The organism is Microbacterium sp. AR7-10, assembly GCF_001878835.1.
Classification (GTDB): Bacteria; Actinomycetota; Actinomycetes; order Actinomycetales; family Microbacteriaceae; genus Microbacterium; species Microbacterium commune.
In genome coordinates this window covers 24257-47736 of the sequence record NZ_MJIR01000056.1, presented here as the reverse complement: position 1 = coordinate 47736, position 23480 = coordinate 24257, and the positions used below count along the sequence as shown (strand labels likewise).

Annotated in this window: 22 protein-coding genes, 2 tRNA genes and 1 pseudogene; 4 read left to right on the top strand and 21 right to left on the bottom strand. The window is 69.4% G+C overall.

The window, feature by feature from the left end; translation table 11 throughout:
* Nucleotides 1-60: 60 nt before the first annotated feature.
* From BFN01_RS07340 to BFN01_RS07325, 4 genes are read right to left on the bottom strand one after another with little or no spacing between them, the layout of a single operon-like run.
* Nucleotides 61-1545, bottom strand: a complete 1485-nt coding sequence (locus tag BFN01_RS07340; RefSeq protein WP_071643127.1) for an ABC transporter ATP-binding protein — start codon at nt 1543-1545, stop codon at nt 61-63.
* Nucleotides 1542-2351, bottom strand: coding sequence for an ABC transporter permease (locus BFN01_RS07335; RefSeq protein ID WP_071643125.1), 810 nt, complete (start codon nt 2349-2351; stop codon nt 1542-1544). Before BFN01_RS07335 ends, BFN01_RS07340 begins: the two co-directional genes overlap by 4 nt.
* Nucleotides 2348-3313 (bottom strand): ABC transporter permease, encoded by a 966-nt coding sequence (locus tag BFN01_RS07330; RefSeq protein ID WP_071643123.1) that lies wholly within the window; start codon nt 3311-3313, stop codon nt 2348-2350. The genes BFN01_RS07335 and BFN01_RS07330 overlap by 4 nt, the downstream gene beginning before the upstream one ends.
* A gap of 1 nt (nt 3314) precedes the next feature.
* The gene (locus tag BFN01_RS07325) at nt 3315-4940 is read right to left on the bottom strand and encodes an ABC transporter substrate-binding protein (protein WP_071643121.1); all 1626 of its coding nucleotides are present in this window, start codon (nt 4938-4940) and stop codon (nt 3315-3317) included.
* A 162-nt stretch (nt 4941-5102) separates the two neighbouring features.
* Between BFN01_RS07325 and valS the strand changes: the two genes are divergently transcribed.
* Together valS and BFN01_RS07315 are read left to right on the top strand one after the other, a co-directional pair.
* Nucleotides 5103-7676, top strand: coding sequence for a valine--tRNA ligase (gene valS / locus BFN01_RS07320; protein ID WP_071643119.1), 2574 nt, complete (start codon nt 5103-5105; stop codon nt 7674-7676).
* Nucleotides 7676-7891 carry a hypothetical protein gene (locus BFN01_RS07315; RefSeq protein WP_071643117.1) on the top strand — a complete coding sequence of 72 codons (216 nt, stop codon included), beginning with the start codon at nt 7676-7678 and terminating at the stop codon, nt 7889-7891. Before valS ends, BFN01_RS07315 begins: the two co-directional genes overlap by 1 nt.
* 22 nt (nt 7892-7913) lie before the next feature.
* Here the strand turns inward: BFN01_RS07315 and BFN01_RS07310 are convergent, their stop codons facing one another.
* The 4 genes from BFN01_RS07310 to tdh all read right to left on the bottom strand — a co-directional run bounded on the left by BFN01_RS07310 (nt 7914) and on the right by tdh (nt 11094).
* On the bottom strand, nt 7914-8135 hold the full coding sequence (locus BFN01_RS07310; RefSeq protein WP_071643114.1) for a hypothetical protein: 222 nt from the start codon (nt 8133-8135) through the stop codon (nt 7914-7916).
* Nucleotides 8136-8137: 2 nt separating this feature from the next.
* Nucleotides 8138-8749, bottom strand: a complete 612-nt coding sequence (locus tag BFN01_RS07305; RefSeq protein WP_071643112.1) for a helix-turn-helix domain-containing protein — start codon at nt 8747-8749, stop codon at nt 8138-8140.
* A gap of 85 nt (nt 8750-8834) precedes the next feature.
* Nucleotides 8835-10013 (bottom strand): glycine C-acetyltransferase, encoded by a 1179-nt coding sequence (locus BFN01_RS07300; RefSeq protein ID WP_071643110.1) that lies wholly within the window; start codon nt 10011-10013, stop codon nt 8835-8837.
* A 37-nt stretch (nt 10014-10050) separates the two neighbouring features.
* Nucleotides 10051-11094: an L-threonine 3-dehydrogenase gene (gene tdh, locus BFN01_RS07295; RefSeq protein WP_071643185.1), complete on the bottom strand. Its 1044-nt coding sequence runs from the start codon at nt 11092-11094 to the stop codon at nt 10051-10053.
* A gap of 88 nt (nt 11095-11182) precedes the next feature.
* Here tdh and BFN01_RS07290 point away from each other — a divergent pair, with 88 nt between their 5' ends.
* Complete coding sequence (locus BFN01_RS07290; protein ID WP_071643108.1) at nt 11183-12091, top strand: LysR family transcriptional regulator; 909 nt, start codon at nt 11183-11185, stop codon at nt 12089-12091.
* 118 nt (nt 12092-12209) lie between these two features.
* Here the strand turns inward: BFN01_RS07290 and clpX are convergent, their stop codons facing one another.
* The 6 genes and pseudogenes from clpX to BFN01_RS07260 all read right to left on the bottom strand — a co-directional run bounded on the left by clpX (nt 12210) and on the right by BFN01_RS07260 (nt 17447).
* Complete coding sequence (gene clpX, locus BFN01_RS07285; protein WP_071643106.1) at nt 12210-13478, bottom strand: ATP-dependent Clp protease ATP-binding subunit ClpX; 1269 nt, start codon at nt 13476-13478, stop codon at nt 12210-12212.
* Between the two features lie 104 nt (nt 13479-13582).
* On the bottom strand, nt 13583-14245 hold the full coding sequence (gene deoC, locus BFN01_RS07280) for a deoxyribose-phosphate aldolase (RefSeq protein ID WP_256221069.1): 663 nt from the start codon (nt 14243-14245) through the stop codon (nt 13583-13585).
* A gap of 111 nt (nt 14246-14356) precedes the next feature.
* Nucleotides 14357-14998, bottom strand: coding sequence for an ATP-dependent Clp protease proteolytic subunit (locus BFN01_RS07275; RefSeq protein WP_071643104.1), 642 nt, complete (start codon nt 14996-14998; stop codon nt 14357-14359).
* Nucleotides 14999-15013: 15 nt separating this feature from the next.
* Nucleotides 15014-15616: pseudogene (locus tag BFN01_RS07270) on the bottom strand (ATP-dependent Clp protease proteolytic subunit); the annotation flags it as partial.
* A gap of 192 nt (nt 15617-15808) precedes the next feature.
* Nucleotides 15809-17311, bottom strand: coding sequence for a trigger factor (gene tig, locus BFN01_RS07265; RefSeq protein WP_071643100.1), 1503 nt, complete (start codon nt 17309-17311; stop codon nt 15809-15811).
* A 59-nt stretch (nt 17312-17370) separates the two neighbouring features.
* A tRNA-Pro gene (locus tag BFN01_RS07260) sits at nt 17371-17447 on the bottom strand.
* 129 nt (nt 17448-17576) lie between these two features.
* On the opposite strand from BFN01_RS07260, the gene BFN01_RS07255 reads away from it, so the two are divergent.
* Nucleotides 17577-17647: transfer RNA gene (locus BFN01_RS07255), tRNA-Gly, on the top strand.
* Between the two features lie 146 nt (nt 17648-17793).
* On the opposite strand, the gene BFN01_RS07250 is transcribed toward BFN01_RS07255, so the two are convergent.
* The 7 genes from BFN01_RS07250 to whiA form a co-directional block, all read right to left on the bottom strand.
* The gene (locus BFN01_RS07250) at nt 17794-18150 is read right to left on the bottom strand and encodes an RNA polymerase-binding protein RbpA (RefSeq protein WP_071643098.1); all 357 of its coding nucleotides are present in this window, start codon (nt 18148-18150) and stop codon (nt 17794-17796) included.
* Entirely contained in the window at nt 18150-18398 is a 249-nt protein-coding gene (gene secG, locus BFN01_RS07245) for a preprotein translocase subunit SecG (protein ID WP_071643096.1), read from the bottom strand. The genes BFN01_RS07250 and secG overlap by 1 nt, the downstream gene beginning before the upstream one ends.
* An 80-nt stretch (nt 18399-18478) precedes the next feature.
* A complete protein-coding gene (gene tpiA, locus BFN01_RS07240; RefSeq protein WP_071643094.1) occupies nt 18479-19291 on the bottom strand; it encodes a triose-phosphate isomerase in 813 nt (270 codons plus the stop codon).
* Nucleotides 19282-20496, bottom strand: coding sequence for a phosphoglycerate kinase (gene pgk, locus BFN01_RS07235; RefSeq protein WP_071643092.1), 1215 nt, complete (start codon nt 20494-20496; stop codon nt 19282-19284). The genes tpiA and pgk overlap by 10 nt, the downstream gene beginning before the upstream one ends.
* A 3-nt stretch (nt 20497-20499) precedes the next feature.
* Nucleotides 20500-21510, bottom strand: a complete 1011-nt coding sequence (gene gap, locus BFN01_RS07230; protein WP_071643090.1) for a type I glyceraldehyde-3-phosphate dehydrogenase — start codon at nt 21508-21510, stop codon at nt 20500-20502.
* Between the two features lie 100 nt (nt 21511-21610).
* Nucleotides 21611-22237 carry a superoxide dismutase gene (locus BFN01_RS07225; RefSeq protein WP_071643088.1) on the bottom strand — a complete coding sequence of 209 codons (627 nt, stop codon included), beginning with the start codon at nt 22235-22237 and terminating at the stop codon, nt 21611-21613.
* Between the two features lie 156 nt (nt 22238-22393).
* On the bottom strand, nt 22394-23386 hold the full coding sequence (whiA, locus tag BFN01_RS07220) for a DNA-binding protein WhiA (RefSeq protein ID WP_071643086.1): 993 nt from the start codon (nt 23384-23386) through the stop codon (nt 22394-22396).
* Nucleotides 23387-23480: the final 94 nt, after the last annotated feature.

The following is a 23480-nucleotide window of genomic DNA, read 5'->3' as shown; positions in this document are numbered from 1 at the left end:
CGCTGTTGCGCCCCACCATAGCGAACCTGGTGTTTTGCTGTGAGAGGACGCGCCCCCGGGTCAGAGACCGGCCGCGATCAGCTCGCGCGTGAACGGATGCCGCGGTTCGGCGAACACCTCAGCAACCGCTCCCTGTTCGACGATGACCCCGTCGCGCATCACCAGCACGTCATCGCACACCGCCGCGACGACCGCGAGATCGTGTGAGACGAACACCATCGTGAGCAGGCGCTCGGTCTGCAGCCGGGCGAGAAGCTCGAGCATCCGGGCCCGCACGGTGGGATCGAGTGCCGACACGGGCTCGTCGAGCACGAGCACCTGCGGGTCGGCGGCGAGCGCGCGAGCGATCGCCGCGCGCTGACGCTGCCCACCCGACAGCTCCCGGGGACGACGCAGGCTCAGCCGCTCATCCAGGCCCGCCTCCGCGAGCAGGGACGCCATGGCGCGGGGGCGCTCGCCGCGCGGAACCCCCGCCGCCTGCAGCGCTTCGGTGATCGACCGTCCGATCGTCCACCGCGGGTCGAGAGCGCCGAGCGGATTCTGGTGCACGAGCTGGATCCGCTGCGGGCTCGTCCACTGCAACCGGCCCGCATCGGGTGCCTCGACGCCGATCAGCATGCGGGCCAGGGTCGTCTTTCCCGAACCGGACTCGCCGACGATCCCGAGGGTGCGCCCGCGCTGCAGGGTGAACGACGCCCCCACCACCGCCGGCCGCTCGAACCGCTTGGAGACGTCGCGCACCTGCAGCAGCACGTCGCTGGGCTCACGTGGCGCCCGGTGCGCGCGGGGGGCGCTCGCGTCGACGAGAGCCTGCGTGTACGCGTCGCGGGGCGAGGACATCACCTCCGCGACCGGTCCGCGTTCGACGATGCGCCCCTCGCGCATGACCAGCACCCGGTCGGCGACCCTCCGCACCGCCGCGAAGTCGTGGCTGATGAAGAGCACCGCGCGTCCCTCGTCGGCGATCGAGCGCAGCAGCGTGAGGATGCGCGCCTGCACGGTGGCATCCAGCGCTGTGGTCGCCTCGTCGGCGACCAGCACAGCCGGGTCCGCGGCGAGCGCGGACGCGATCAGGGCACGCTGGCGCATCCCGCCGGACAGCTCGTGCGGGCGGTCACGTGCCCGACGCTCCGGGTCGGTCAGGGCGACGGATGCCAGCAGCTGGACGACGTGCTCCTCCCGGCGTCCGCGGTGCAGGCCATGGATCTGCATCGGCTCGGCGACCTCGCGTCCGATCCGGCGCAGCGGGTCGAGCGCGGCCAGGGCGTCCTGCGAGATCAGCGCGATCCGCCGGCCGCGCACCGACCGCCAGCCGGACTCGCTCAGGCCTGCGGTGTCGGCGCCATCGATCCGCAGCTCGTCGGCAGTCATGCGAGCGCCGTCCGGCAGCATCCCCAGCAGCGCGCGGGCGGTGAGCGACTTGCCGGCGCCGGACTCGCCGACGATGGCCACGCACTCCCCGGCGGCCACATCGAGGTCGATCCCGTCGACGAGGGTACGTCCGTCGATCGCGATGCGCAGCCCTCGTACGTGCACCGCGCTCATGCGCGCCTCCCTTCGGCCCTGGCGCGGAGGGTGCGGCCGACCACGGTCGCGCTGATCACGGTGAGCGTGATGGCGAGGCCGGGGAACACCGAGATCCACCAGGCGCGTCCCAGCACGTTGCGCCCGCCCGAGAGCATGAGCCCCCACTCCGGATCCGGCTCCGCAGGCCCGAGTCCGAGGAAGCTGAGCCCGGCGGCGGCCAGAATGCTCGAGCCGATGCCGATGGTGGCGAGCACGCTCAGCGAACCGAGCACCGCGGGCGCGACGTGGCGGGTGAAGGTGCGCACCGGGCCGACCCCGAGGATGCGCGCCGCCTCGACGTGCTCGGCGATGCGCAGCGTGCGGGTCTGCGTTCGGGCTAGACGGATGTACACCGGCACGGCCGCGATCGTCACCGCGACGGCGACGTTCGTCGCGCCGGGTCCGAGCACCGCGACCACGATCAGCGCGACGAGGAACTCGGGGAAGGCGAGCAGGATGTCGGTGACGCGCATCGCCACGGCATCCACCACCCGCGGCGAGACACCCGAGAGCGATCCGAGCAGGAGCCCGGCGACCACGGCGAGCACGGTGGCCAGCAGTCCGATGCCGACCGAGCGACCTGCGCCGTGCACGACGCGGGAGAACACGTCGCGCCCCGACTGGTCGGTGCCGAACAGGTGCGCCGGTCCCGGCGCCTCGAGCGCCGAGCGCACGTCGGTGCGCAGCGGGTCGTGGGTCGCGAGCAGATCGGGGAAGACGGCGGCGAGCGCGACCACGGCGAGGAACGCCACGGCGCAGGTCAGTCCCACCCGTCGCGCGATCATCGGCGCTCCTCGATGGGCGGCGCCTCGAACACGGCCGGCCGCGCGCGCAGCCGCGGGTCGATGACCGGGTGCAGCAGCTCCACGATCACGTTGACGACGACGAACACCAGCGCGCTGAGCATGATCACCCCGGCCACGACCGGCAGGTCGCGGTCGACGATGGCGGTCAGCGTCACCCGGCCGAGCCCCGGCCGCGCGAAGACGGTCTCGACGAGCACCGCCCCGCCGAGCAGCGATCCGATCAGATATGCGGCGAGGGTGAGCGCGCCCGCGGCGCCGTGGCGCAGCGAGTGCCGCAGCACGAGGCGGGCCGGACCGGCGCCGCGGGAGCGGACGGTCTCGGCGAACGGCTGCCGCTCCGCCTCATCGATGCCGTCGCGCAGCACCTGACTGATCAGCGCCGACACCGGAAGGGCGAGGGTGAGGGCGGGCAGCACGACAGTGGCGGGGCTGCGGGTGCCCGCCACCGGGAACCAGCCCAGGCCGAAGGCGAACACGGCCAGCAGCAGGATCCCGATCCAGAACACCGGCGACGACAGCACGATCAGCTCCCCCGCGACCACCACCGCCCGCGCCGGTCCGCGACGTGCGAGCAGCGCCACGGCGAGCGCGACGACCACTGCGATCAGCAGCGCCACCGCGGTCAGCTGCAGGGTGGCGCCGAGCTGCCGCCCGATGACCTCGGTCACGGGCATCCGGAGCTGATACGACGTGCCCAGGTCTCCTCGCAGCAGTCCGCCGATGTACGAGAGGTACTGCTCGAGCGCGGGACGATCGAGGCCGAGCTCGGCTCGCACGGCTGCCTTCACCGCCTCGCTCACCTTCGCCTGCGGGCCGAGCATCACCGAGACCGCATCGCCGGGGATGACCCGGAACGCCAGGAACGCGAGCGTCGCCGCACCCCACAGGACGAGGACGGCGGACGCCGCGATCCCCGCGAGCCGGATGAGGACGCGCCGCACGTCAGCGGCTGACGCTCGCGTCGTAGAACAGCGGGCGTCCGTACAGGTCGTACTCCAGCCCCTGCACGGTCGATGCGGACCCGGTGATCAGAGACGAGACGTACAGCGGCACGATCGCGACGTGCTCGGCGTTCCACTGCTGCAGTTCGGTGTAGATCTCGGCGCGCTCGCCGGTGTCGGAGGTGGACAGGCCCCGCTCCAGCAGGTCGTCGACGGCGGGGTCGCTCACCTGCGATGCGTTCTGGAAGCCGTCGGTGCCGAGGTGGCTGCGCAGCAGGTCGGCATCGACACCCGAGAAGTCCCAGTCGGTGATGTCGTAGGTCTTCGGGCCGTACTGCTCGTTGTAGGCGGCCGGCTCCAGCTTCTCCCGCACGATCTCGAAGCCGACATCCTTCAGGTCGGACTGGATGGCGTTGGCGAGCGCGGTGCGGTCGTCGGAGATCGGCGTCCAGGCGATCCAGCGGGCCGAGAGGCGCTCGCCGTCCTTCATCCGGATGCCGTCGGCGCCGCGCTCGGTCCAGCCGGCCTCATCGAGCAGGGCGTTCGCCCTGTCGGCGTCGAAGGCCCAGGTGCCTTCGAGCGACGCGTCGTAGCCGGGGGTGGTCGGACCGAGGATGCTCCAGGCGCGGGGGAACTCGCCGAAGAAGATCTCCTCGACGGCCGCGTCGATGTCGATCGCCAGCGAGAACGCCTGGCGCACCTTCTGGTCGGCGAAGACGCCGTGCTTCTCGTTGAGGAACAGCGAGTACGGCAGACCCGGGTACTCCTTCGCGGTGACGGCGATGTCGTCGCCGAGGTCGGCGACGACATTCGGCGGCAGCTGGGTCGCGACGTCCGCCTCGCCGGAGGAGAGCACGCCGGCGCGGACGGATGCCTCGGGCAGCAGCTCCACGCGCAGGGTCTGGATCTTCGGCGCCTGGGCGCCGTCGGGCCCCCAGGCGTAGTCGTCGTTGCGGGTGTAGACGATCTCCTGATCGGCGGTGTACTCGCTGAGCACGAACGGGCCGGTGCCGACGGTGACGTCGGGTCCGCCCGCCGCGAGCTGGTCGGCGGACGTCTCGAGCACCTTCGGCGACCAGAAGCCGAGCTGCGCGGTGCTCGCCGCCTGCAGGAAGGGCGCGTACGGCTGGGTGAAGCTGACCTCGACGGTGTGCTCGCCGGTGACCTCGGTGCCCGCGTACAGCTCGCCGCCGAGCATGCTCGCCGCCTGTGCGGACTTCGTCGCCGGGTCGACGATGCGATCGAAGTTGGCCTTCACCGCGGCGGCGTCGAACGGCGTGCCGTCCGAGAAGGTGACGTCGTCACGCAGGTCGAAGGTGTATGTCCTCCCGTCGTCGGAGACCTCCCAGCTCTTCGCGAGCCACGGGGAGAACGACCCGTCGGCCTCCTGGAAGACGAGCGAGTCGAGCACCTGACGCTGCACCATGCCCGACACGTCGAGCTGACTGGTCTGCGGGTCCATGTGGCCGGCCGACAGGTTGGCGCCCTCGATGGCCCAGACGAGCTCGGCGTCGGCGTCGCCCCCGCTGCCGCCATCGGCGGGGCCCGCGCAGGCGCTCAGCACAAGAGCGGATGCGGTGGCAAGGACGGCCAGGGGCAGGAGTCGGCGCGCGGGACGAGACGGCATTCGGAACCTCGATGAGTGCAGGGAGGGGGAACGCTCCATCCTATCGGTGATTGTTGGACGCGGTCGATCTAGGAGTGGCCGTGGGGTGACCGGTAGACTCGCGGCACAACCCACACTCAGGCACGCTCACACAGTGCCGCACACATCGCTCGAGGAGACTCCATGTCCAGCATCCCTGACAAGCCCGCGCTCGAAGGCCTCGAAGCGAAGTGGGGTGAGCGGTGGTCCGAGGAGGGCACGTTCCTCTTCGACCGCGCCCTGGCCACGGCATCCGGACGCGACAGCGTCTACTCGATCGACACTCCCCCGCCGACGGCCTCCGGAAGCCTGCACATCGGTCACGTGTTCTCCTACACGCACACCGATATCAAGGCCCGCTTCGAGCGCATGCGCGGCAAGAACGTGTTCTACCCGATGGGCTGGGACGACAACGGCCTGCCCACCGAACGCCGCGTGCAGAACTACTACGGCGTGCGCTGCGATCCCACGCTGCCCTACGACCCCGACTTCACGCCTCCGTTCGAGGGCGGCGACAACAAGTCGTCCCGCGCAGCCGACCAGCAGCCGATCAGCCGCCGCAACTTCATCGAGCTGTGCGAGAAGCTGACCGTCGAGGACGAGAAGCAGTTCGAGGCGCTGTTCCGCCAGCTCGGCCTCAGCGTCGACTGGACGCAGACCTACCGCACGATCTCCGACGACACGATCCGCCAGAGCCAGCTCGCCTTCCTGCGCGGACTCGAGCGCGGCGAGGCCTACCAGTCGATGGCGCCCACCCTGTGGGACATCGACTTCCGTTCGGCGATCGCCCAGGCAGAGCTCGAGGACCGCGAGCAGCAGGCCGCGTACCACCGCGTCGCGTTCCACAAGACCGACGGGTCCGGTGACATCGAGATTCAGACGACCCGTCCCGAGCTGCTGCCGGCGTGCGTGGCCCTGGTCGCGCACCCCGACGACGAGCGCTACCAGCCCTACTTCGGCAAGACCGTGCGCACCCCGATCTTCGACGTCGAGGTGCCCGTTCTCGCCCACCACCTCGCCCAGCCCGACAAGGGCTCGGGTATCGCCATGATCTGCACCTTCGGCGACGTGACCGACATCATCTGGTGGCGCGAGCTCGACCTGCCCAACCGCACCATCCTGGGCAAGGACGGCCGGGTGCTCGCCGACGCTCCCGACGCGATCACGTCGGATGCCGGCCGCGCTGCGTACGCCGAACTCGCGGGCAAGACGGTGTTCAGCGCGCGCAAGAGCGTCGTCGAGCAGCTGCAGGCCTCGGGAGACCTGCTCGAGGTCGGCAAGCCCTTCAGCCACGCGGTGAAGTTCTTCGAGAAGGGCGATCGTCCGCTCGAGATCGTCTCGACGCGCCAGTGGTACATCCGCAACGGCGCCCGCGACGAGCAGCTGCGCGAGCAGCTGCTCGAGAACGGACGCGAGCTTCGGTGGCATCCCGACTTCATGCGCGTGCGGTACGAGAACTGGGTCGGCGGGCTGACCGGCGACTGGCTCATCTCGCGCCAGCGCTTCTTCGGCGTGCCGATCCCCGTCTGGTACGCCCTCGACGAGAACGGCGAGCGCGACTACGAGCGCGTGCTGACCCCGTCGCCGGCGACCCTGCCCATCGACCCCACCACGGACGTGCCCGAGGGGTACACCGAGGATCAGCGCGGCGTGCCCGGCGGGTTCGACGCCGAAGCCGACATCTTCGACACCTGGGCCACCTCGTCGCTCACCCCGCAGCTGGCCGGCGGCTGGCAGCGCGACGAGGAGCTGTGGAACGCGGTCGCCCCGTTCGACCTGCGCCCGCAGGGCCAGGACATCATCCGCACCTGGCTGTTCTCGACCATGCTGCGCTCGACGCTCGAAGACCAGCGCTCGCCGTGGCGCAACGCGGCCATCAGCGGCTTCATCGTCGACCCCGACCGCAAGAAGATGTCGAAGTCGAAGGGCAACGTCGTCACGCCGGCAGACATCCTCTCCACGCACGGCTCCGACGCCGTGCGCTACTGGTCGGCGTCCAGCCGCCTCGGCATGGATGCGGCCTTCGACCCGCAGAACCCCACGCAGGTGAAGATCGGGCGGCGGCTCGCGATCAAGATCCTCAACGCGGCGAAGTTCGTGCTGTCGTTCCCCGTGCCCGAGGGCGCAGAGGTCACGCACGCCCTGGACGCATCGATGCTCACCGCCCTCGATCAGGTCGTGCGTGAGGCGACCAGGGCGTACGAGAACTACGACCAGGCCAAGGCGCTCGAGATCACCGAGGCGTTCTTCTGGACGTTCTGCGACGACTATCTGGAGCTCGTCAAGGAGCGCGCGTACGACCAGACCGACGTCAACCAGGCCTCGGCGGCGCTCGCGCTGCGCCTGGCACTGTCGACGCTGCTGCGCCTGCTCGCCCCGATCGTGTCGTTCGCGACCGAGGAGGCGTGGTCGTGGTTCGAGGAGGGCTCGATCCACACGGCGACCTGGCCGGAGCCGCTCGGCATCGACGGCAACCCTGCGGTGCTCGCGACGGCGAGTGAGGCCCTGATCGGCATCCGCCGGGCGAAGACCGAGGCGAAGGCCTCGCAGAAGACCCCGGTCGCGACCGCGACCATCTCGGCTCCGGCGGCGAAGATCGACGCGCTGCGCGCCGCGGCCGACGACCTGCGCGCGGTGGGCCGGATCGCCGAGCTGGAGTTCGCCGAGGCCGACGAGCTCGCGGTCACCGCGATCGAGCTGGCACCGGTGGAGGGCTGATGCAGCTGGGCACGCGCTGGGCGACGGGGGCTGAGCCGCCGGCCTCCGTCCCCGCCTCCCTGCGTCCGGCCATCGCCGAGATCGAGGCTCGCGGGCTGAGCGGCCACTGGACACTCACCTGGCTCGAGGGTCGGCCGATCGCTGAGCTGGATGCCGGGTGGGAGGTCGTGCTCACCGCATCCGGCGAGGTTCTCGCCCGCCCGTTCCAGGACTGAACCCCGGCGCATCGGCGGGCGGTCAGGGCCGGGGCCGGGATCCGATCGCGAGCAGGGCGATGTCGAGCGCTCGCGGATCCTGCCGCCTGGCGTGCTGCTCGCGCAGCAGGTCGAGCGCGAGCTCGCGGCGCTCGGCGCGCCGTGCGATGCGGCGTTCGACGTAGCGGGCCAGGGCGATCGAGAGACGCTGCAGGGCGCGCTCCACCGCGGTGGGCGTGGCGAGACGAAGAGTCGCGCTGGTCATGGTCACTCCTGTTCGGGAGTCCTGCGGCGCGGCGCCGCAGGAAGGTCGAAGACCTCGGCGCGCAGAGTCACGCGCCGGGTGCCTGGCTGGGCCTCCTGCCCGCGGTAGCGCTCGATGGCGGCATCCACCACGGCGCTGAGCTCGTTCTTGAGCTCCGTCATCTGCTCGGCGGTGATGTCGAGCATCGTCGTCATGACCAGGCCGGCGTCCTGCCACCCCTCGGGCTGATCGGACTCCGGCCGGTTGATGTACTCCATCAGAGTCTGGTGACGCAGACGCAGGAACTCGGTGGTGACGATCTGGGCTGCCGCGCGGTTCGACGGCGACATCGCCTCTGCCGGGCCGGGCATGTTGATGCGTCCCTTGGGCCGCTCCCACCAGCGCTCACGCGCCGTGCCGCGGTCCGGCACCTCCCGGATGAGATCGTGGGCTGCCAGGGCGCGCAGGTGATAGCTGGTCGCCCCGGAGGTCTCGCCGATCAGCGCCGCGAGACTGCTGGCGGTCTGCGGACCCCGCTCGCTGAGGAGATCGTAGATCCGCACGCGCATCGGATGCGCGAGCGCCTTCAGCGCGCTCGGCTCGAGAGTGCGGCCGTAGGTATCGTTCGCGGTCATGAATGCAAAGATATCCTTGCAAACATCCCTTTGCAAGTATTTCTTTGCACCTGCTCCCGGCCGGTCGTGCTCTCCGCGGGTCAGGTCAGCTCACAGCCTCCCGAGCCGCGACGAAGGCCGCCACGCAGCGCTCCACCTGCTCCTGTGTGTGCGCTGCGGAGAGCTGCACGCGGATGCGCGCGTGGCCGCGCGGCACCACCGGGAAGCTGAATGCCGTCACGTACACACCCTGGCGCTGCATCTCGTCGGCGATGCGCGCGGTGAGCGCGGCGTCTCCGAACATCACGGGCACGATCGGATGCTCGCCGGCCAGCAGCTCGAACCCCTCCTCGGCCATGCGCCGACGGAACAGCTCCGCGTTCTCGCGGAGGCGAGACCTCAGATCGGCCGAGCTCTCGACCAGGTCGAGCGCGGTCAGCGTGCCGGCGACGATCGACGGCGCCAGGGTGTTCGAGAAGAGATAGGGCCGGGAGCGCTGGCGCAGCAGGGCGACGATGTCGCGGTGTGCGGCGACGTAACCGCCCGAGGCGCCACCGAGGGCCTTGCCGAACGTGCCGGTGTAGATGTCGACGCGATCGGACACGCCGCACAGCTCGGGCGTGCCGCGTCCGCTCTCCCCCACGAAGCCGACGGCGTGCGAGTCGTCGACGAACACGAGCGCGTCGTAGCGTTCCGCCAGGTCGCAGATCTCGCGCAGCGGCGCGATGTAGCCGTCCATCGAGAAGACCCCGTCCGTGACGATGACGCGGAATCGGGCATCCGCCGCGGCCTTCAGCTGCTCCTCGAGATCAGCCATGTCGCGGTTGCGGTAGCGCAGACGACGCGCCTTCGACAGACGGATGCCGTCGATGATCGACGCGTGGTTCAGCTCGTCGGAGATGATCGCATCCTCGGCCGAGAACAGGGTCTCGAACACGCCGCCGTTCGCATCGAAGCAGGAGGAGTACAGGATCGCGTCGTCCGTGCCGAGGAAGGCGGCGAGGCGCTTCTCGAGTTCGAGGTGCTGCTCCTGCGTGCCGCAGATGAAGCGCACACTGGCGAGACCGTAGCCCCACTCGTCGAGCGCCCGGTGAGCGGCGTCCAGGATGCGCTGGTCGTCGGCGAGGCCGAGGTAGTTGTTGGCGCAGAAGTTGAGCACCTCCGTGCCGCCCGTGACGATCTGCGCCTTCTGAGGTCCGCGGATGCCGCGCTCCCGCTTGGTGAGGCCCGCCTCTTCGATGCCCGCGAGCTCGGCCTGCAGGTGATCCTTGAATGTCGCGTACATGACAGCTCCTTACAGTTCGGTTCTCACAGCCCGGTTCTCACAGCTCGGTCCAGTCGAGGATGATCTTCCCCGTGCCTGCCGACTCGGCGGCGGCGAATCCACGCTCCCAGTCGCGCGCGGGGATGACATCCGCGATCACGCGGGTGATCGATTCGCGCAGGGTGGCACTGGTCTGCAGCATGGCCCCCATCGCGTTCCAGGTCTCGAACATCTCTCGCCCGTAGACGCCCTTGATCGTGAGCATGTGGGTGACGAGTTTGCTCCAGTCGATGTCGAAGCCGGCGCTGGGCAGCCCCAGCATGGCGATCTGTCCGCCGTGGTTCATGTTGTCGATCATCGCCGGGAGCGCCGCGGGCGCACCGCTCATCTCGAAGCCGATGTCGAAGCCCTCGCGCATCCCGAGCGCGCGCTGCGCCTCGCGGATGTCCTGCGTCGAGACGTCGACGACGGCGTCAGCCCCCATCTGCCTCGCCATCTCGAGTCGCGGGATGCTGACGTCGGTGGCGACGATGAATCGCGCGCCGGCATGTCGGGCGACGGCGATCGACATCAGGCCGATGGGCCCGCACCCGGTGACCAGCACGTCCTCGCCGATCACGCGGTACATCAGCGCGGTGTGCACGGCATTGCCGAGCGGGTCGAAGATCGCGCCGAGCTCGGGGGTCACGTCGTCGTGATGCACCCACACGTTCGTGGCGGGGAGGGAGAGGTACTCGGCGAAGGCGCCGTCGCGCTGCAGGCCGAGCCCGACGGTGCGGATACACATCTGCCGGCGCCCTGCGCGGCAGTTGCGGCAGGTGCCGCAGACGATGTGTCCTTCACCCGAGACACGGTCGCCGACGGCGATGTCGTGCACCATGTCGCCGACGTCGACGACTTCGCCGTAGAACTCGTGCCCGGGGATCAGCGGCGTCTGGATCGCCGACGCAGCCCACTCGTCCCAGCGGTGGATGTGCAGGTCGGTGCCGCAGATCCCAGTGCGCAGCACGCGGATGACGACCTCGCCGGCGCCGGCCGCAGGGTCCGGCCTGTCGACGAGCTCGAAGCCGGCGCGTGGTGCGCTCTTGAACAGTGCCTTCATGGTCTCGATCTCACCGCATCCGCCGTTGTAGAGCAACGCTCTCTTTCTGCATAGTGAATTAAGCTGCACTGAAAGATACGATCGAGGGGTGGAGCTTCACCAGCTGCAGATCCTGCGAGAACTAGGCGCCCTCGGCAGCGTGACGGCCGTCGCCGATGCGCTGCACGTGACGCCGTCGGCCGTCTCCCAGCAGCTCGCCGCCCTGCAGCGCGGCGTGCGCACCCCGCTCACCCGGCGACACGGTCGCACCCTCGCGCTCACCGCCGCCGGGCGGGTGCTCGCCGAGGCCGGGGCGGAGGCGCTGGACGCGATGGCCGCCGCCCGCGGCGCGCTGGACGCGTTCGAGCAGGATTCCGCCGGAGTGGTCACCGTGAGCGGCTTCCACAGCGCGGGGCAGGCACTGTTCGGTGCCCTGCTGCGCGACCTCGCCGGGAGCGACGATTCACCGACCGTGCAGCTGACCGATGAGGACGTCGCGCAGAGTGAGTTCCCCGCGCTCACCGCCCGCTACGACCTCGTGCTCGCGCACCGGATGGAGCACTCCGAGCCCTGGCCGTCGCAGGGTGTGCGCAGCCTCACCCTTGTCCGCGAGCCGCTCGACGTCGCGGTCGCCGCGTCGCACCCGCTCGCCGCGCGCCGCGCCGTGACTCCCGCCGACGTCGCCGGAGAGCGCTGGGTGACCAGTCGGATCGGCTACTCCCCCGATGACGTGCTGCGCGCGATCGCGGCCGTCGCGAACATCGCACCGCGCGTGCAGCACCGTGTCAACGACTACGCCACCGTCGCGGCGACCATCGCGGCGGGCGACGCCGTGGGCATGCTGCCCCGATACACCTCGCGCAGCGTCGACGATCGTGAGATCGTGCGCATCCCGCTGCTGGGCGTGAGCACGCACCGCCTCATCGACGTGCTGGCGCGCCCCGAGACACTGCGCCGCCGCAGTGTGCGGCTGGTCGTCGACGGACTCGAGCGCGTGATGAGTCGCCTCAGCGGGTGAACGCGCTCATCCGGTCAACTCGGGCGTGCGGCGCCCCGTCCCGCTCTGCCATCCGCGCGTGAGCCACGCGAGCGGATGGCAGGGGTGAACCGCTCGCGCTGCGCGGTCGCCCGGCGAATCAGGCGCTCTTGCGCTTGCGCGAGAGAACGACCGTGGGCGGCGCGCCCTCGTCGACCGCGGCCTTGGTGACCACGACCTTCGACACGTCCTCTGCCGACGGGATCTCGAACATGATCGGCCCGAGCACGTCCTCGAGGATCGCACGAAGGCCGCGGGCGCCGGTCTTGCGCAGCACCGCGAGGTCGGCGATGGAACGCAGCGCGTCCTCCTCGAACTCGAGCTGCACACCGTCGATCTCGAACATCCGCTGATACTGCTTCACGAGCGCATTGCGGGGACCGGTGAGGATGTCGATCAGGGCGTCCTGGTCGAGCGGCGACACCGAGGTCACGACGGGCAGGCGCCCGATGAACTCGGGGATGAGCCCGAACTTGTGCAGATCCTCCGGCAGCACCTCGCTGAACAGATCGAGGTCCTTGCCCTTGTCGTGCAGCGGAGCGCCGAACCCGACGCCGTGCTTGCCCACGCGGGCCGAGATGATCTCCTCCAGCCCGGCGAACGCTCCCGCGACGATGAACAGCACGTTCGTCGTGTCGATCTGCAGGAACTCCTGGTGCGGGTGCTTGCGCCCACCCTGCGGCGGCACCGACGCGACGGTGCCCTCGAGGATCTTCAGCAGCGCCTGCTGCACGCCCTCACCCGACACGTCCCTGGTGATGGAGGGGTTCTCGGCCTTGCGGGCGATCTTGTCGATCTCGTCGATGTAGATGATGCCGGTCTCGGCGCGCTTGGTGTCGTAGTCGGCCGCCTGCAGCAGCTTGAGCAGGATGTTCTCGACATCCTCGCCCACGTAGCCGGCCTCGGTCAGCGCCGTCGCATCGGCCACGGCGAAGGGCACGTTCAGCCGCTTGGCGAGCGTCTGGGCGAGATAGGTCTTGCCGCAGCCGGTCGGACCGAGCATGAGGATGTTGCTCTTGGCGACCTCGACCTCTTCCGCCTTCTGCTCGGCGGACTGGATGGTGCCGCGGGCGCGGACGCGCTTGTAGTGGTTGTAGACCGCTACAGCGAGCGAGCGCTTCGCGGCATCCTGACCGACCACGTACTCCTCGAGGAACGAGAAGATCTCACGAGGCTTCGGCAGCTCGAAGTCGGCGACCGGGCCGCTGCCGGCCTCGGCCATGCGCTCTTCGATGATCTCGTTGCACAGCTCGACGCACTCGTCGCAGATGTACACACCGGGGCCGGCGATGAGCTGCTGGACCTGCTTCTGACTCTTCCCACAGAAAGAGCATTTGAACAGATCAGCGCTTTCACCGATGCGTGCCATGCGCGTCCTCCTCGAGCATTCGGCCAGGCAGGGTCCTGATGCCGTCAATCGAGCCTAACCGCAGGCACCGACACAGTGCGGCATTGGAGTCGGTCACGTGAGAGTCAGTACCCCGCCGCAGCCTCGGCTCCCTCGAGGATCGCGCGCGACGACGACAGGCCGAGGCGCGTCGCGCCCGCCTCGATCATCTGCTGGGCATCGGCGGCCGTGCGGATGCCTCCGGATGCCTTGACCTCGAGCCGGTCTCCGACGGTCTGCTTCATCAGCGACACGGCGTGCACGCTGGCACCGCCGGACGGGTGGAAGCCCGTGGACGTCTTCACGAAGTCGGCGCCCGCCTCCTCGGCGGCCCGGCACACGGCCACGATGGCCTCGTCGCTCAGCGCGGCGGACTCGATGATGACCTTCAGCACGACGGGGCGGGGAGCCGCGTCGCGCACGGCGCGGATGTCGGCCTCGACGTCGGCGTAGCGTCCTTCGATCGCCGCGCCGATGTCGATGACCATGTCGAGCTCGTCCGCACCCTCGGCCACGGCCAGAGCCGCCTCGGCGGCCTTGATCGACGAGTGGTGCTTGCCACTGGGGAACCCGATGACGACCGCGAGCTTCAGCTCGCCCGGCAGGTCGACGGGCAGCGCGGACGGCGAAAGGCACACACTGTAGGTACCGAGGTCGGCGGCCTCGGCGATCGCCGCGGCGATGTCGGCGCTCGTAGCCTCGGGCTTGAGCAGCGTGTGGTCGATGTGCCGGGCGAGGGGTGCGGACACGAGGGCCTCCAGGTCGGAATGGTGGGAACTCCAGCGTACTCGCGGCGACGAGCGCCCGAGCACGCAAGAACGGCCCGGACGAATGCCCGGGCCGTTCGTCGTGACGACGGGTCAGCTGCGCTTGCGCGAGGTGAGCACCTGGTCGACGATGCCGTACTCGAGGGCCTCGTTCGCCGACAGGATCTTGTCGCGATCGATGTCGCGGTTGACCTGCTCGACCGCCTTGCCGGTGTGCCGCGACATGGTCTCCTCAAGCCAGGTGCGCATGCGCAGGATCTCGGCGGCCTGGATCTCGATGTCGGATGCCTGGCCGTGGCCCGCCTCGCCCATCGCGGGCTGGTGCATGAGCACGCGGGCGTTCGGCAGCGCGAGCCGCTTGCCGGGGGCGCCGGCCGCGAGCAGGACGGATGCCGCCGAGGCGGCCTGTCCGAGCACCACGGTCTGGATGTGCGGCGCGACGTACTGCATGGTGTCGTAGATCGCCGTCATCGCGGTGAACGAGCCACCGGGCGAGTTGATGTACATGGTGATGTCGCGCTCGGCATCCTGGCTCTCGAGAACCAGCAGCTGGGCCATCACGTCATCAGCCGACGCGTCGTCGACCTGCACGCCGAGGAAGATCACGCGGTCCTCGAAGAGCTTGTTGTACGGGTCCTGGCGCTTGAAGCCGTAGGCGGTGCGCTCCTCGAACTGCGGGAGCACGTAACGGCTGGAGGGCAGGTTTCCGGCAGCGCGGAAGGTGGGGGTGTGCATGTGTGTGTTCCTTCCTTACTGGTCTGCGCCGGTGCCGCCGCCGCCGGTGACGTCGCTGGCGTGCTCGCGGATGTGGTCGACGAAGCCGTACTCGAGGGCCTCGTCTGCGGTGAACCAGCGGTCGCGGTCGCCGTCGGCGTTGATCTGCTCCACCGTCTTTCCGGTCTGACCGGCGGTGATCTCCGCAAGTCGACGCTTCATCGACAGGATCAGCTGAGCCTGCGTCTGGATGTCGCTCGCCGTGCCGCCGAAGCCGCCGTGCGGCTGGTGCAGCAGCACACGCGCGTTCGGGGTGATGTAGCGCTTGCCCTTCGTGCCGCTGGTGAGCAGCAGCTGGCCCATCGACGCGGCCATGCCGATGCCGACGGTGACGATGTCGTTCGGCACGAACTGCATGGTGTCGTAGATCGCCATGCCCGCGGTGATCGACCCGCCGGGAGAGTTGATGTAGAGGTAGATGTCCTTCTCCGAGTCCTCGGCGGCGAGAAGGAGGATCTTCGCGCAGATCTCGTTCGCGTTCTCGTCGCGCACCTCAGAGCCCAGCCAGATGATGCGGTCCTTGAGCAGTCTGTCGAAGACGCTCGTCGCCATCAGGGGTTCAGCCATGTCAGCTCCTGCTTCCGTGTGTCGGTGATTCGAATCTACCGGCGGCGGCGCGCGTGCCCGGCCGTGTTCGCCGTCGGCATATCAGCGTGGCGGGGCGGCATCCACCCACCGCCGCCCGTCCGCGGCCACACCGCCCCGTCGCCTCTCCTGATACGACGAGGGGCGGATGCCGCAGCATCCGCCCCTCGTTCGATCATGCGAGGATCACTCGGCCTTCTCGGCCTCGTCCTTCGCGGCGGCCTTCTTGGCCGGAGCCTTCTTCGCAGCCGGCTTCTTGGCGGCGGGCTTGTCAGCGTCCGCCTCGTCGGCGGCGTCCTTCTTCGCGGGAGCCTTCTTCTTCGCGGGAGACTTCTTGGCCGGCTTCTCGTCGGCGGCAGGCTTCTCGTCGGCGGCGCCAGCCTCCTCGGTCTCAGCGTCGTCCTCGTCCTCGGCGTCGCCGATGAACTCGGACAGGTCGACCTTCTTGCCGTTGCTGTCGACGATGTTCACCTTGCCGAGGGTCGCGGCCAGTGCCTTGTTGCGGGCGACCTCGCCGACGAGCGCGGGCAGCTGACCGGCGCCCTGCAGCGCCTCGACGAACTCCTGCGGAGCCATGCCGTACTGCGCGGCCGACTGGATGAGGTACTGGCTGAGCTCCTCCTGCGAGACCTGCACGTTCGCGTTCTCGGCGATCGTGTCGAGCAGCACCTGCGTGCGGAACTGCTTCTCGCTGGCCTCGGCCACCTCGGCACGGTGCTCGTCGTCCTCGAGGCGGTTCTCGTTCTCGAGGTGCGCGTGCACCTCGTCCTCGATGAGCTGGGCCGGAACGGGGATCTCGACCTGCTCGAGCAGCCTCTCGATGAGCTGGTCGCGAGCGGCGGCCCCCTGGGTGAAGACGCCCTGCTGTGCGACGCGCTCGGCGAGGCTGTCGCGCAGCTCGGCGACCGTGTCGAACTCCGACGCCATCTGAGCGAAGTCGTCGTCGGCCTCGGGCAGCTCGCGCTCCTTGACAGCCTTGAGCGTGACCGACACCTCGGCCTGCTCGCCGGCGTGGTCGCCGCCCACGAGAGTCGAGCGGAAGGTCGTCTCCTCGCCCGCGGTGAGCGAGTCGAGCGCCTCGTCGATGCCCTCGAGCAGCTCGCCGGAGCCGATCTCGTACGACACGCCTTCGGCGCGGTCGATCTCGGCGCCGTCGATGGTGGCGACGAGGTCGAGCTCGACGAAGTCGCCCGTGGCCGCCGGGCGGTCGACGGGGATCAGGGTGCCGAAGCGCGCGCGCAGGCTGTCGAGCTCGGCGTCGATCGCCGCCTCGTCGGCCTCGACGGCGTCGACGGTCAGCGTGATGTCCGAGAGCTCGGGAAGCTCGATCTCGGGGCGCACGTCGACCTCGATGTCGACGAGCAGGTCACCCGAGAAGTCCTTCTCGTTCGGCCACTGCGTGATGTCGGCGGCGGGACGTCCGACCATGCGGACGTTGTGCTCGGCGGCCGCCTCGCGGAAGAAGCCGTCGAGGGCCTCGTTCACGGCGTGCTCGATGACGGCGCCGCGGCCGACACGCTGGTCGATGATCGGAGCGGGGACCTTGCCCTTGCGGAAACCGGGGATCTGCACGTCCTGAGCGATGTGCTCGTAGGCGTGCGCGATGCTCGGCTTGAGGTCCTCAGGGGTGACCGTGATGGTGAGCTTGACCCGGGTCGGGGACAGCTTCTCGACGGTGCTGTTGGCCATGCTGGTGTGTCTCCTTGTGGTTTCCGCGTTGACGACGCGGTCGTGAAGTCTTCGGGCTGTGGTCGGGGCGACAGGATTTGAACCTGCGACCTCCCGCTCCCAAAGCGGGCGCTCTACCAAGCTGAGCTACGCCCCGGCTTGAACCCGCGCACACGGGAACGGCCCTGACGAGTCTAACGGACAGAACACGTCGCTCCGTCCGCTATGCTTTACGAGGTGCTCCGCTCGGCGGGGCGCCATGAGGGCGAGACACCGCCGGAATTCCGGGGATGTAGCTTAATGGTAAAGCCTTAGTCTTCCAAACTAATGACGCGGGTTCGATTCCCGTCATCCCCTCTCCTGACGAAGGCCCCCACCGCGAGGTGGGGGCCTTCTCGCATGCCGGGGCGTTCCCGGCATCCGACTCGATCGCCGGCCCGCATAGAGCCCGAGACGCGAAGAACCCCCGGAGTCGCAGACTCCGGGGGTTCCTCGTGTGGTTCTCAGTTGCCGCCGCGGCGCTCGCGCAGCTGCGTGAGCGCGTCCTCGAGAAGCTGCTCGGCCTCTTCGTCGGTGCGGCGCTCCTTCACGTACGCGAGGTGCGTCTTGTACGGCTCGGGCTTGGCGAGCATCGGCGGGTTCTGCCGGTCGCGACCCGCGGGCAGCCCGCTCTGCGGGTGGTCGATGGTCTCGGGGATCTCGTCGTCGGGGAGCCCTGCCGCGAAATAGCGGACGGTCTCGTTGCCGAGTCCGTCCCAGTAGGACACGGCGATGCGGTCGGCGTGGTAGCCGTGGTCCTGCTCGCCCATGGGACCCGAGCCGACACGTGTGCCGCGGATCGCGTTTCCTCCGGTAGCCATCAGATCACCTGGAACTTCGTGATGAGACCGAGCGCGACGATCGAGATGAACCAGATCAGGGCGAGCACGATCGTGAATCGGTTGAGGTTGCGCTCGGCGAGACCGGATGAGCCGACAGCGGCCGACATCCCCCCGCCGAACATGTCGGACAGGCCGCCACCGCGGCCCTTGTGAAGAAGAATGAGGAGCGTCAGCAGCACACTGGTCACGCCAGTGAGCACCTGCAGAACGAACTCGAGAACCTGCACGAGGAAAGCCTTTCGCCGGGGCCGGAATGCCCGTCTAGCGGTCAATTATAGGACGAGGCGCTCGCGCGCCCCGTCCCGACTCACACGCCGACGTGCTTCTGGAAGCGAACGATCGCCGCGAACTCGTCGACGACGAGGCTCGCGCCACCCACCAGCGCACCGTCCACATCCGGCTCGCGCATGAAGCTGGCGATGTTGCCCGATTTGACCGATCCGCCGTACAGCACGCGGGTGCGCGCGGCGGCATCCTCGTCGAGCACCTTCGCGAGCACGCCGCGCAGGGCGGCGCAGACGTCCTGCGCCTGAGCCGGAGTCGCCGCCTGGCCCGAGCCGATGGCCCAGACCGGCTCGTACGCCACGACGATGTCGGCCGACGCCGGCACACCCTCGAGCGCCTTCTCCAGCTGGCCGGCCGGCACCGCGCTGGCACCGAACTTCTCGAGATCCTCGGCGGTCTCGCCGACGCAGATCACCGGGACGAGACCGTGCTTCAGCGCGGCCTTCACCTTCGCGTTGACGACCGCGTCGTCCTCCCGGTGGTACTCGCGACGCTCGGAGTGACCGATGATCACGTAGCCGACGTTGAGCTTGGACAGGAATGCGCCCGACACCTCTCCGGTGTAGGCCCCGGAGTCGTGCGCCGAGAGGTCCTGCGCACCGAGCGCGAACGGGATCTTGTCGGCGTCGATGAGGGTCTGCACGCTGCGGATGTCGGTGAACGGCGGGAAGACAGCCACCTCGACGGAGTCGCCCTCGTGCCCGGCGTCCTTCAGCGTCCAGTGCAGCTTCTGCACGGTCGCGACGGCCTGGAGGTGATCGAGGTTCATCTTCCAGTTGCCCGCGATGAGCGGTGTGCGGCGGTTCTGCGCGCTTGTCACAGGGTTCACTCCCATCCGAGGACCGTGAGGCCCGGTAGCTTCTTGCCCTCGAGGAACTCGAGGCTGGCGCCTCCGCCCGTCGAGATGTGACCGAACTGGTCGTCCGAGAATCCGAGCTGGCGCACGGCCGCGGCGGAGTCGCCGCCGCCCACGACGCCCAGGCCGTCGACCTCGGTGAGGGCCTGCGCGACGGCCTTGGTGCCCGCGGCGAAGGCCGGGAATTCGAACACGCCCATCGGCCCGTTCCAGAAGACGGTCGCGGACGATCGCACGGCATCGGCGAACGCCGCGGCCGTGTCGGGTCCGATGTCGAGGCCGATTCCGGATGCCCCGAACGAGCTCTGCTCGATGGCATCCGCCGGAACCGTCTCGTGGTCGGCGTCGGCGGCGAATCCGGACGCCACCACGACGTCGGTCGGCAGCACGAGTTCGACGCCGCGCTCCTTCGCCTCGGAGATGTAGCCGCGCACGGTCTCGAGCTGGTCCTTCTCGAGCAGGCTCGAGGCCACGGCGTGGCCCTCCGCGGCGAGGAAGGTGAAGAGCATCCCGCCTCCGACGAGCAGACGGTCGACACGCGGCAGCAGGTGCGAGATCACGCCGAGCTTGTCGCTCACCTTCGATCCGCCGAGCACCACGGTGTACGGGCGCTCGGGGTTCTCGGTGAGCCGGTCGAGCACGTCCAGCTCGGCGGCGATCAACAGGCCCGCCGCGGACGGCAGCAGCTCGGCCAGGTCGTAGACGCTGGCCTGCTTGCGGTGCACGACGCCGAACCCGTCCGAGACGAGGGCGTCGCCCAGCTCGGCGAGCTGCCCGGCGAACGCCGCGCGGGTGGCGTCGTCCTTTGAAGTCTCGCCGGGGTTGAACCGCAGGTTCTCGAGGACGGCGATCGCGCCGTCCTCGAGGCCTGCGACGGTGTCCCGCGCGGAGTCGCCCACCGTGTCCGTCGCGAAGGCGACCGGCGCGTCGAGCAGCTCGGACAGTCGCTGCGCGACCGGCTCGAGGCTGTACTGGGGATCGGGAGCGCCGTCGGGGCGCCCCAGGTGGGAGCACACGATCACGCGCGCGCCGGCATCGGTGAGGGCCTCGAGCGTGGGCAGTGACGCCCTGACGCGACCGTCATCGGCGATCACGCCGTCCTTCAGCGGGACGTTCAGATCGCAGCGGACGATGACCCGCCTGCCCGACAGCGACCCCAGTGACTCGAGAGTGCGCAGCGCCATGGTTCAGAGACGCTCGGCGACGTACTCGGTGAGGTCGACGAGGCGGTTGGAGTAGCCCCACTCGTTGTCGTACCAGCTGGACACCTTGACGAGGTTGCCGCTGACGTTGGTCAGCTCCGCGTCGAAGATCGACGAGTGCGGGTTCAGCTGGATGTCGCTCGAGACGATCGGGTCCTCGGTGTACTCCAGGATGCCCTGCAGACGACCGTCGGCTGCGGCCTCACGGTATGCGGCGTTGATCTCGTCGACGGTCAGGCCGTCGCGCTCGGCGATGATGGTGAGGTCGACGATCGAGCCGGTGGGAACCGGAACGCGGTACGACGAGCCGCTGAGCTTGCCGTTGAGCTCGGGGAGCACGAGGCCGATGGCCTTGGCGGCACCCGTCGACGCCGGCACGATGTTGATCGCTGCACCGCGGGCACGGCGCAGGTCGCTGTGCGGGCCGTCCTGCAGGTTCTGGTCTGCGGTGTACGCGTGCGCGGTCATCATGAACCCGCGCTCGATGCCGAACTTGTCGTTGAACACCTTGGCGAGCGGCGCGAGGCAGTTGGTGGTGCACGAGGCGTTGGAGATGACGTTCATCGTGGCGGAGTCGTAGGTGTCCTCGTTCACGCCCATCACGAAGGTGCCGTCGACGTCGGTGCCGGGCGCCGAGATGATGACCTTCTTGGCGCCGCCGGCGATGTGCTTCGAGGCGTCGGCGGCCTTGGTGAACCGGCCGGTGGACTCGATCACGATGTCGACCCCGAGCTCGCCCCACGGCAGCGCTGCCGGGTCCCGCTCCTCGAACACCTTGATGTCCTTGCCGCCGACGGTGATCACGTCGCCCTGGTGCGAGACCTCGACGCCGAGCGGACCGCCGACCGAGTCGTACTTGAGGAGGTGCGCCAGTGCGGCGTTGTCGGTGAGGTCGTTGACCGCGACGATCTCGATGTCAGCGTTCTGTGCGAGCGCCGCACGAAGGAAGTTACGTCCGATACGACCGAAGCCGTTGATACCGATCTTGACAGACACGAAAGTCTCCTGGTTCTTACTCGGGGAAATGCGTATTTCTTGCGGAATGCGCGGACAACGGCGTCCTAATGGGCCAGACGCCCATTAGGACGCCGGTCTTTTACGACAGTACCAGCAGACCGGAGGTCTTCTCGCGCGCGATCTCGAAGCGTGACGAGACGTTCTCCCAGTTGGCGATGTTCCACGCCGCCTTGATGTAGTCGGCCTTCACGTTGAGGTAGTCGAGGTAGAAGGCGTGCTCCCACATGTCGAGCTGGAACAGCGGGATGGTGCCCTGCGCGGTGTTGCCCTGCTGGTCGAAGAGCTGCTGGATGATCAGGCGAGCGCCGATCGGGTCCCAGCTGAGCACCGCCCAGCCCGAGCCCTGGATGCCCGCCGCGGCGGCGGCGAAGTGCGCCTGGAACTTCTCGAACGAGCCGAAGAACTCGTCGATCGCCGCCTTGAGCTCACCTTCCGGCTGTCCGCCGCCCTCGGGCGAGAGGTTGGTCCAGAAGATGGAGTGGTTGACGTGACCGCCGAGGTTGAACGCGAGGTCCTTCTCGAGCTTGTTCACGTTGGCGAGGTTGCCGCTCTCGCGGGCCTCGGCCAGGCCGTCCAGCGCGGCGTTCGCACCGGTGACATAGGCGGCGTGGTGCTTGTCATGGTGCAGTTCCATGATCTTGCCGCTGATGTGCGGTTCCAGTGCCGCGAAGTCGTAGGGAAGGTCGGGGAGCGTGTAGGTCGCCATGTCGATTTCATCCAATCCGCGCCGCGCCACGGCGCTTGCCGATCCTCTGCGACGCCGAAGTGCCTCGCAGAGCAGACGTTTTTCATCCTACTGACGACAACGCGACCGGCGGCCGGATGTTCCGAATGCCGGATCCGGCGCGCCCTCCGGTCGGCCTCAGCCGTCGAGACCGGCGGGCACTGCGGCCTCGGTGCCCGGGATGCCCTCCTGCTGGGCGCGCTTGTCCGCCATGGCGAGCAGCCGGCGGATGCGCCCCGCGACGGCGTCCTTGGTGAGCGGCGGGTCGGCGTGGTGTCCGAGCTCGTCGAGGCTCGCGTCGCGGTGCGCGAGCCGGAGGCTTCCGGCGGTGCGCAGGTGCTCGGGCACGTCGTCGCCCAGGATCTCCAGCGCGCGCTCCACACGAGCGCACGCGGCCACAGCGGCCTGCGCCGACCGACGCAGGTTCGCGTCATCGAAGTTGACCAGGCGGTTCACGCCGGCGCGCACCTCGCGACGCTGACGCATCTCCTCCCAGGCGATCGCCGTGCGGCGGGCGCCCATGGCGGTGAGGATGGCACGGATCGCCTCGCCCTCGCGCACGACCACGCGGGGCAGGCCGCGCACCTCACGGGCCTTCGCCGCGACGCCCAGACGGTGGGCGGCCCCGACGAGCGCCATCGCGGCTTCACCGGACGGGCACGAGATCTCCAGCATGGCTGACCGACCGGGTTCGCTGAGGGATCCGGATGCCAGGAACGCACCGCGCCAGATCCCCGCGAGCTCCTCCGGTGAGCCGGTGGTGAGGCGGTTGGGCAGGCCGCGCACCGGGCGACGTCGCGCGTCGAGCAGACCGGTCTGGCGCGCCAGGGTCTCCCCCGCGGCGATGACCCGGACCGCCCAGCGGGCACCGCTCGGGGCGCCACCGGCGGTCGCGACGCTGGCCTTGACCTGTGCGATCTCCGGACGCACGCCGTAGATCTCGGCGAGATCGCGGCTGACACGACGGGCCAGCAGCTCGGCATCCACCTCGGCCTCGACCGCGACACGACCGGCGATCGAGTGCAGACCGCCGGCGAAACGCAGGATGGTCGTCACCTCGGCGACGCGCACCGCCGGGGGTGGGTTCCGCACGCTGACGAGCTCGGCCTTGACGTCGGTGGTTAGTGCCACGGGACTCCTCACGATCCAGGCGTCGGATCGCGACGCAAGGGACTAGCCTACAAGGCCCGGGGCCCGCGCACCGACCCGATCGCGTGCCGGCGGC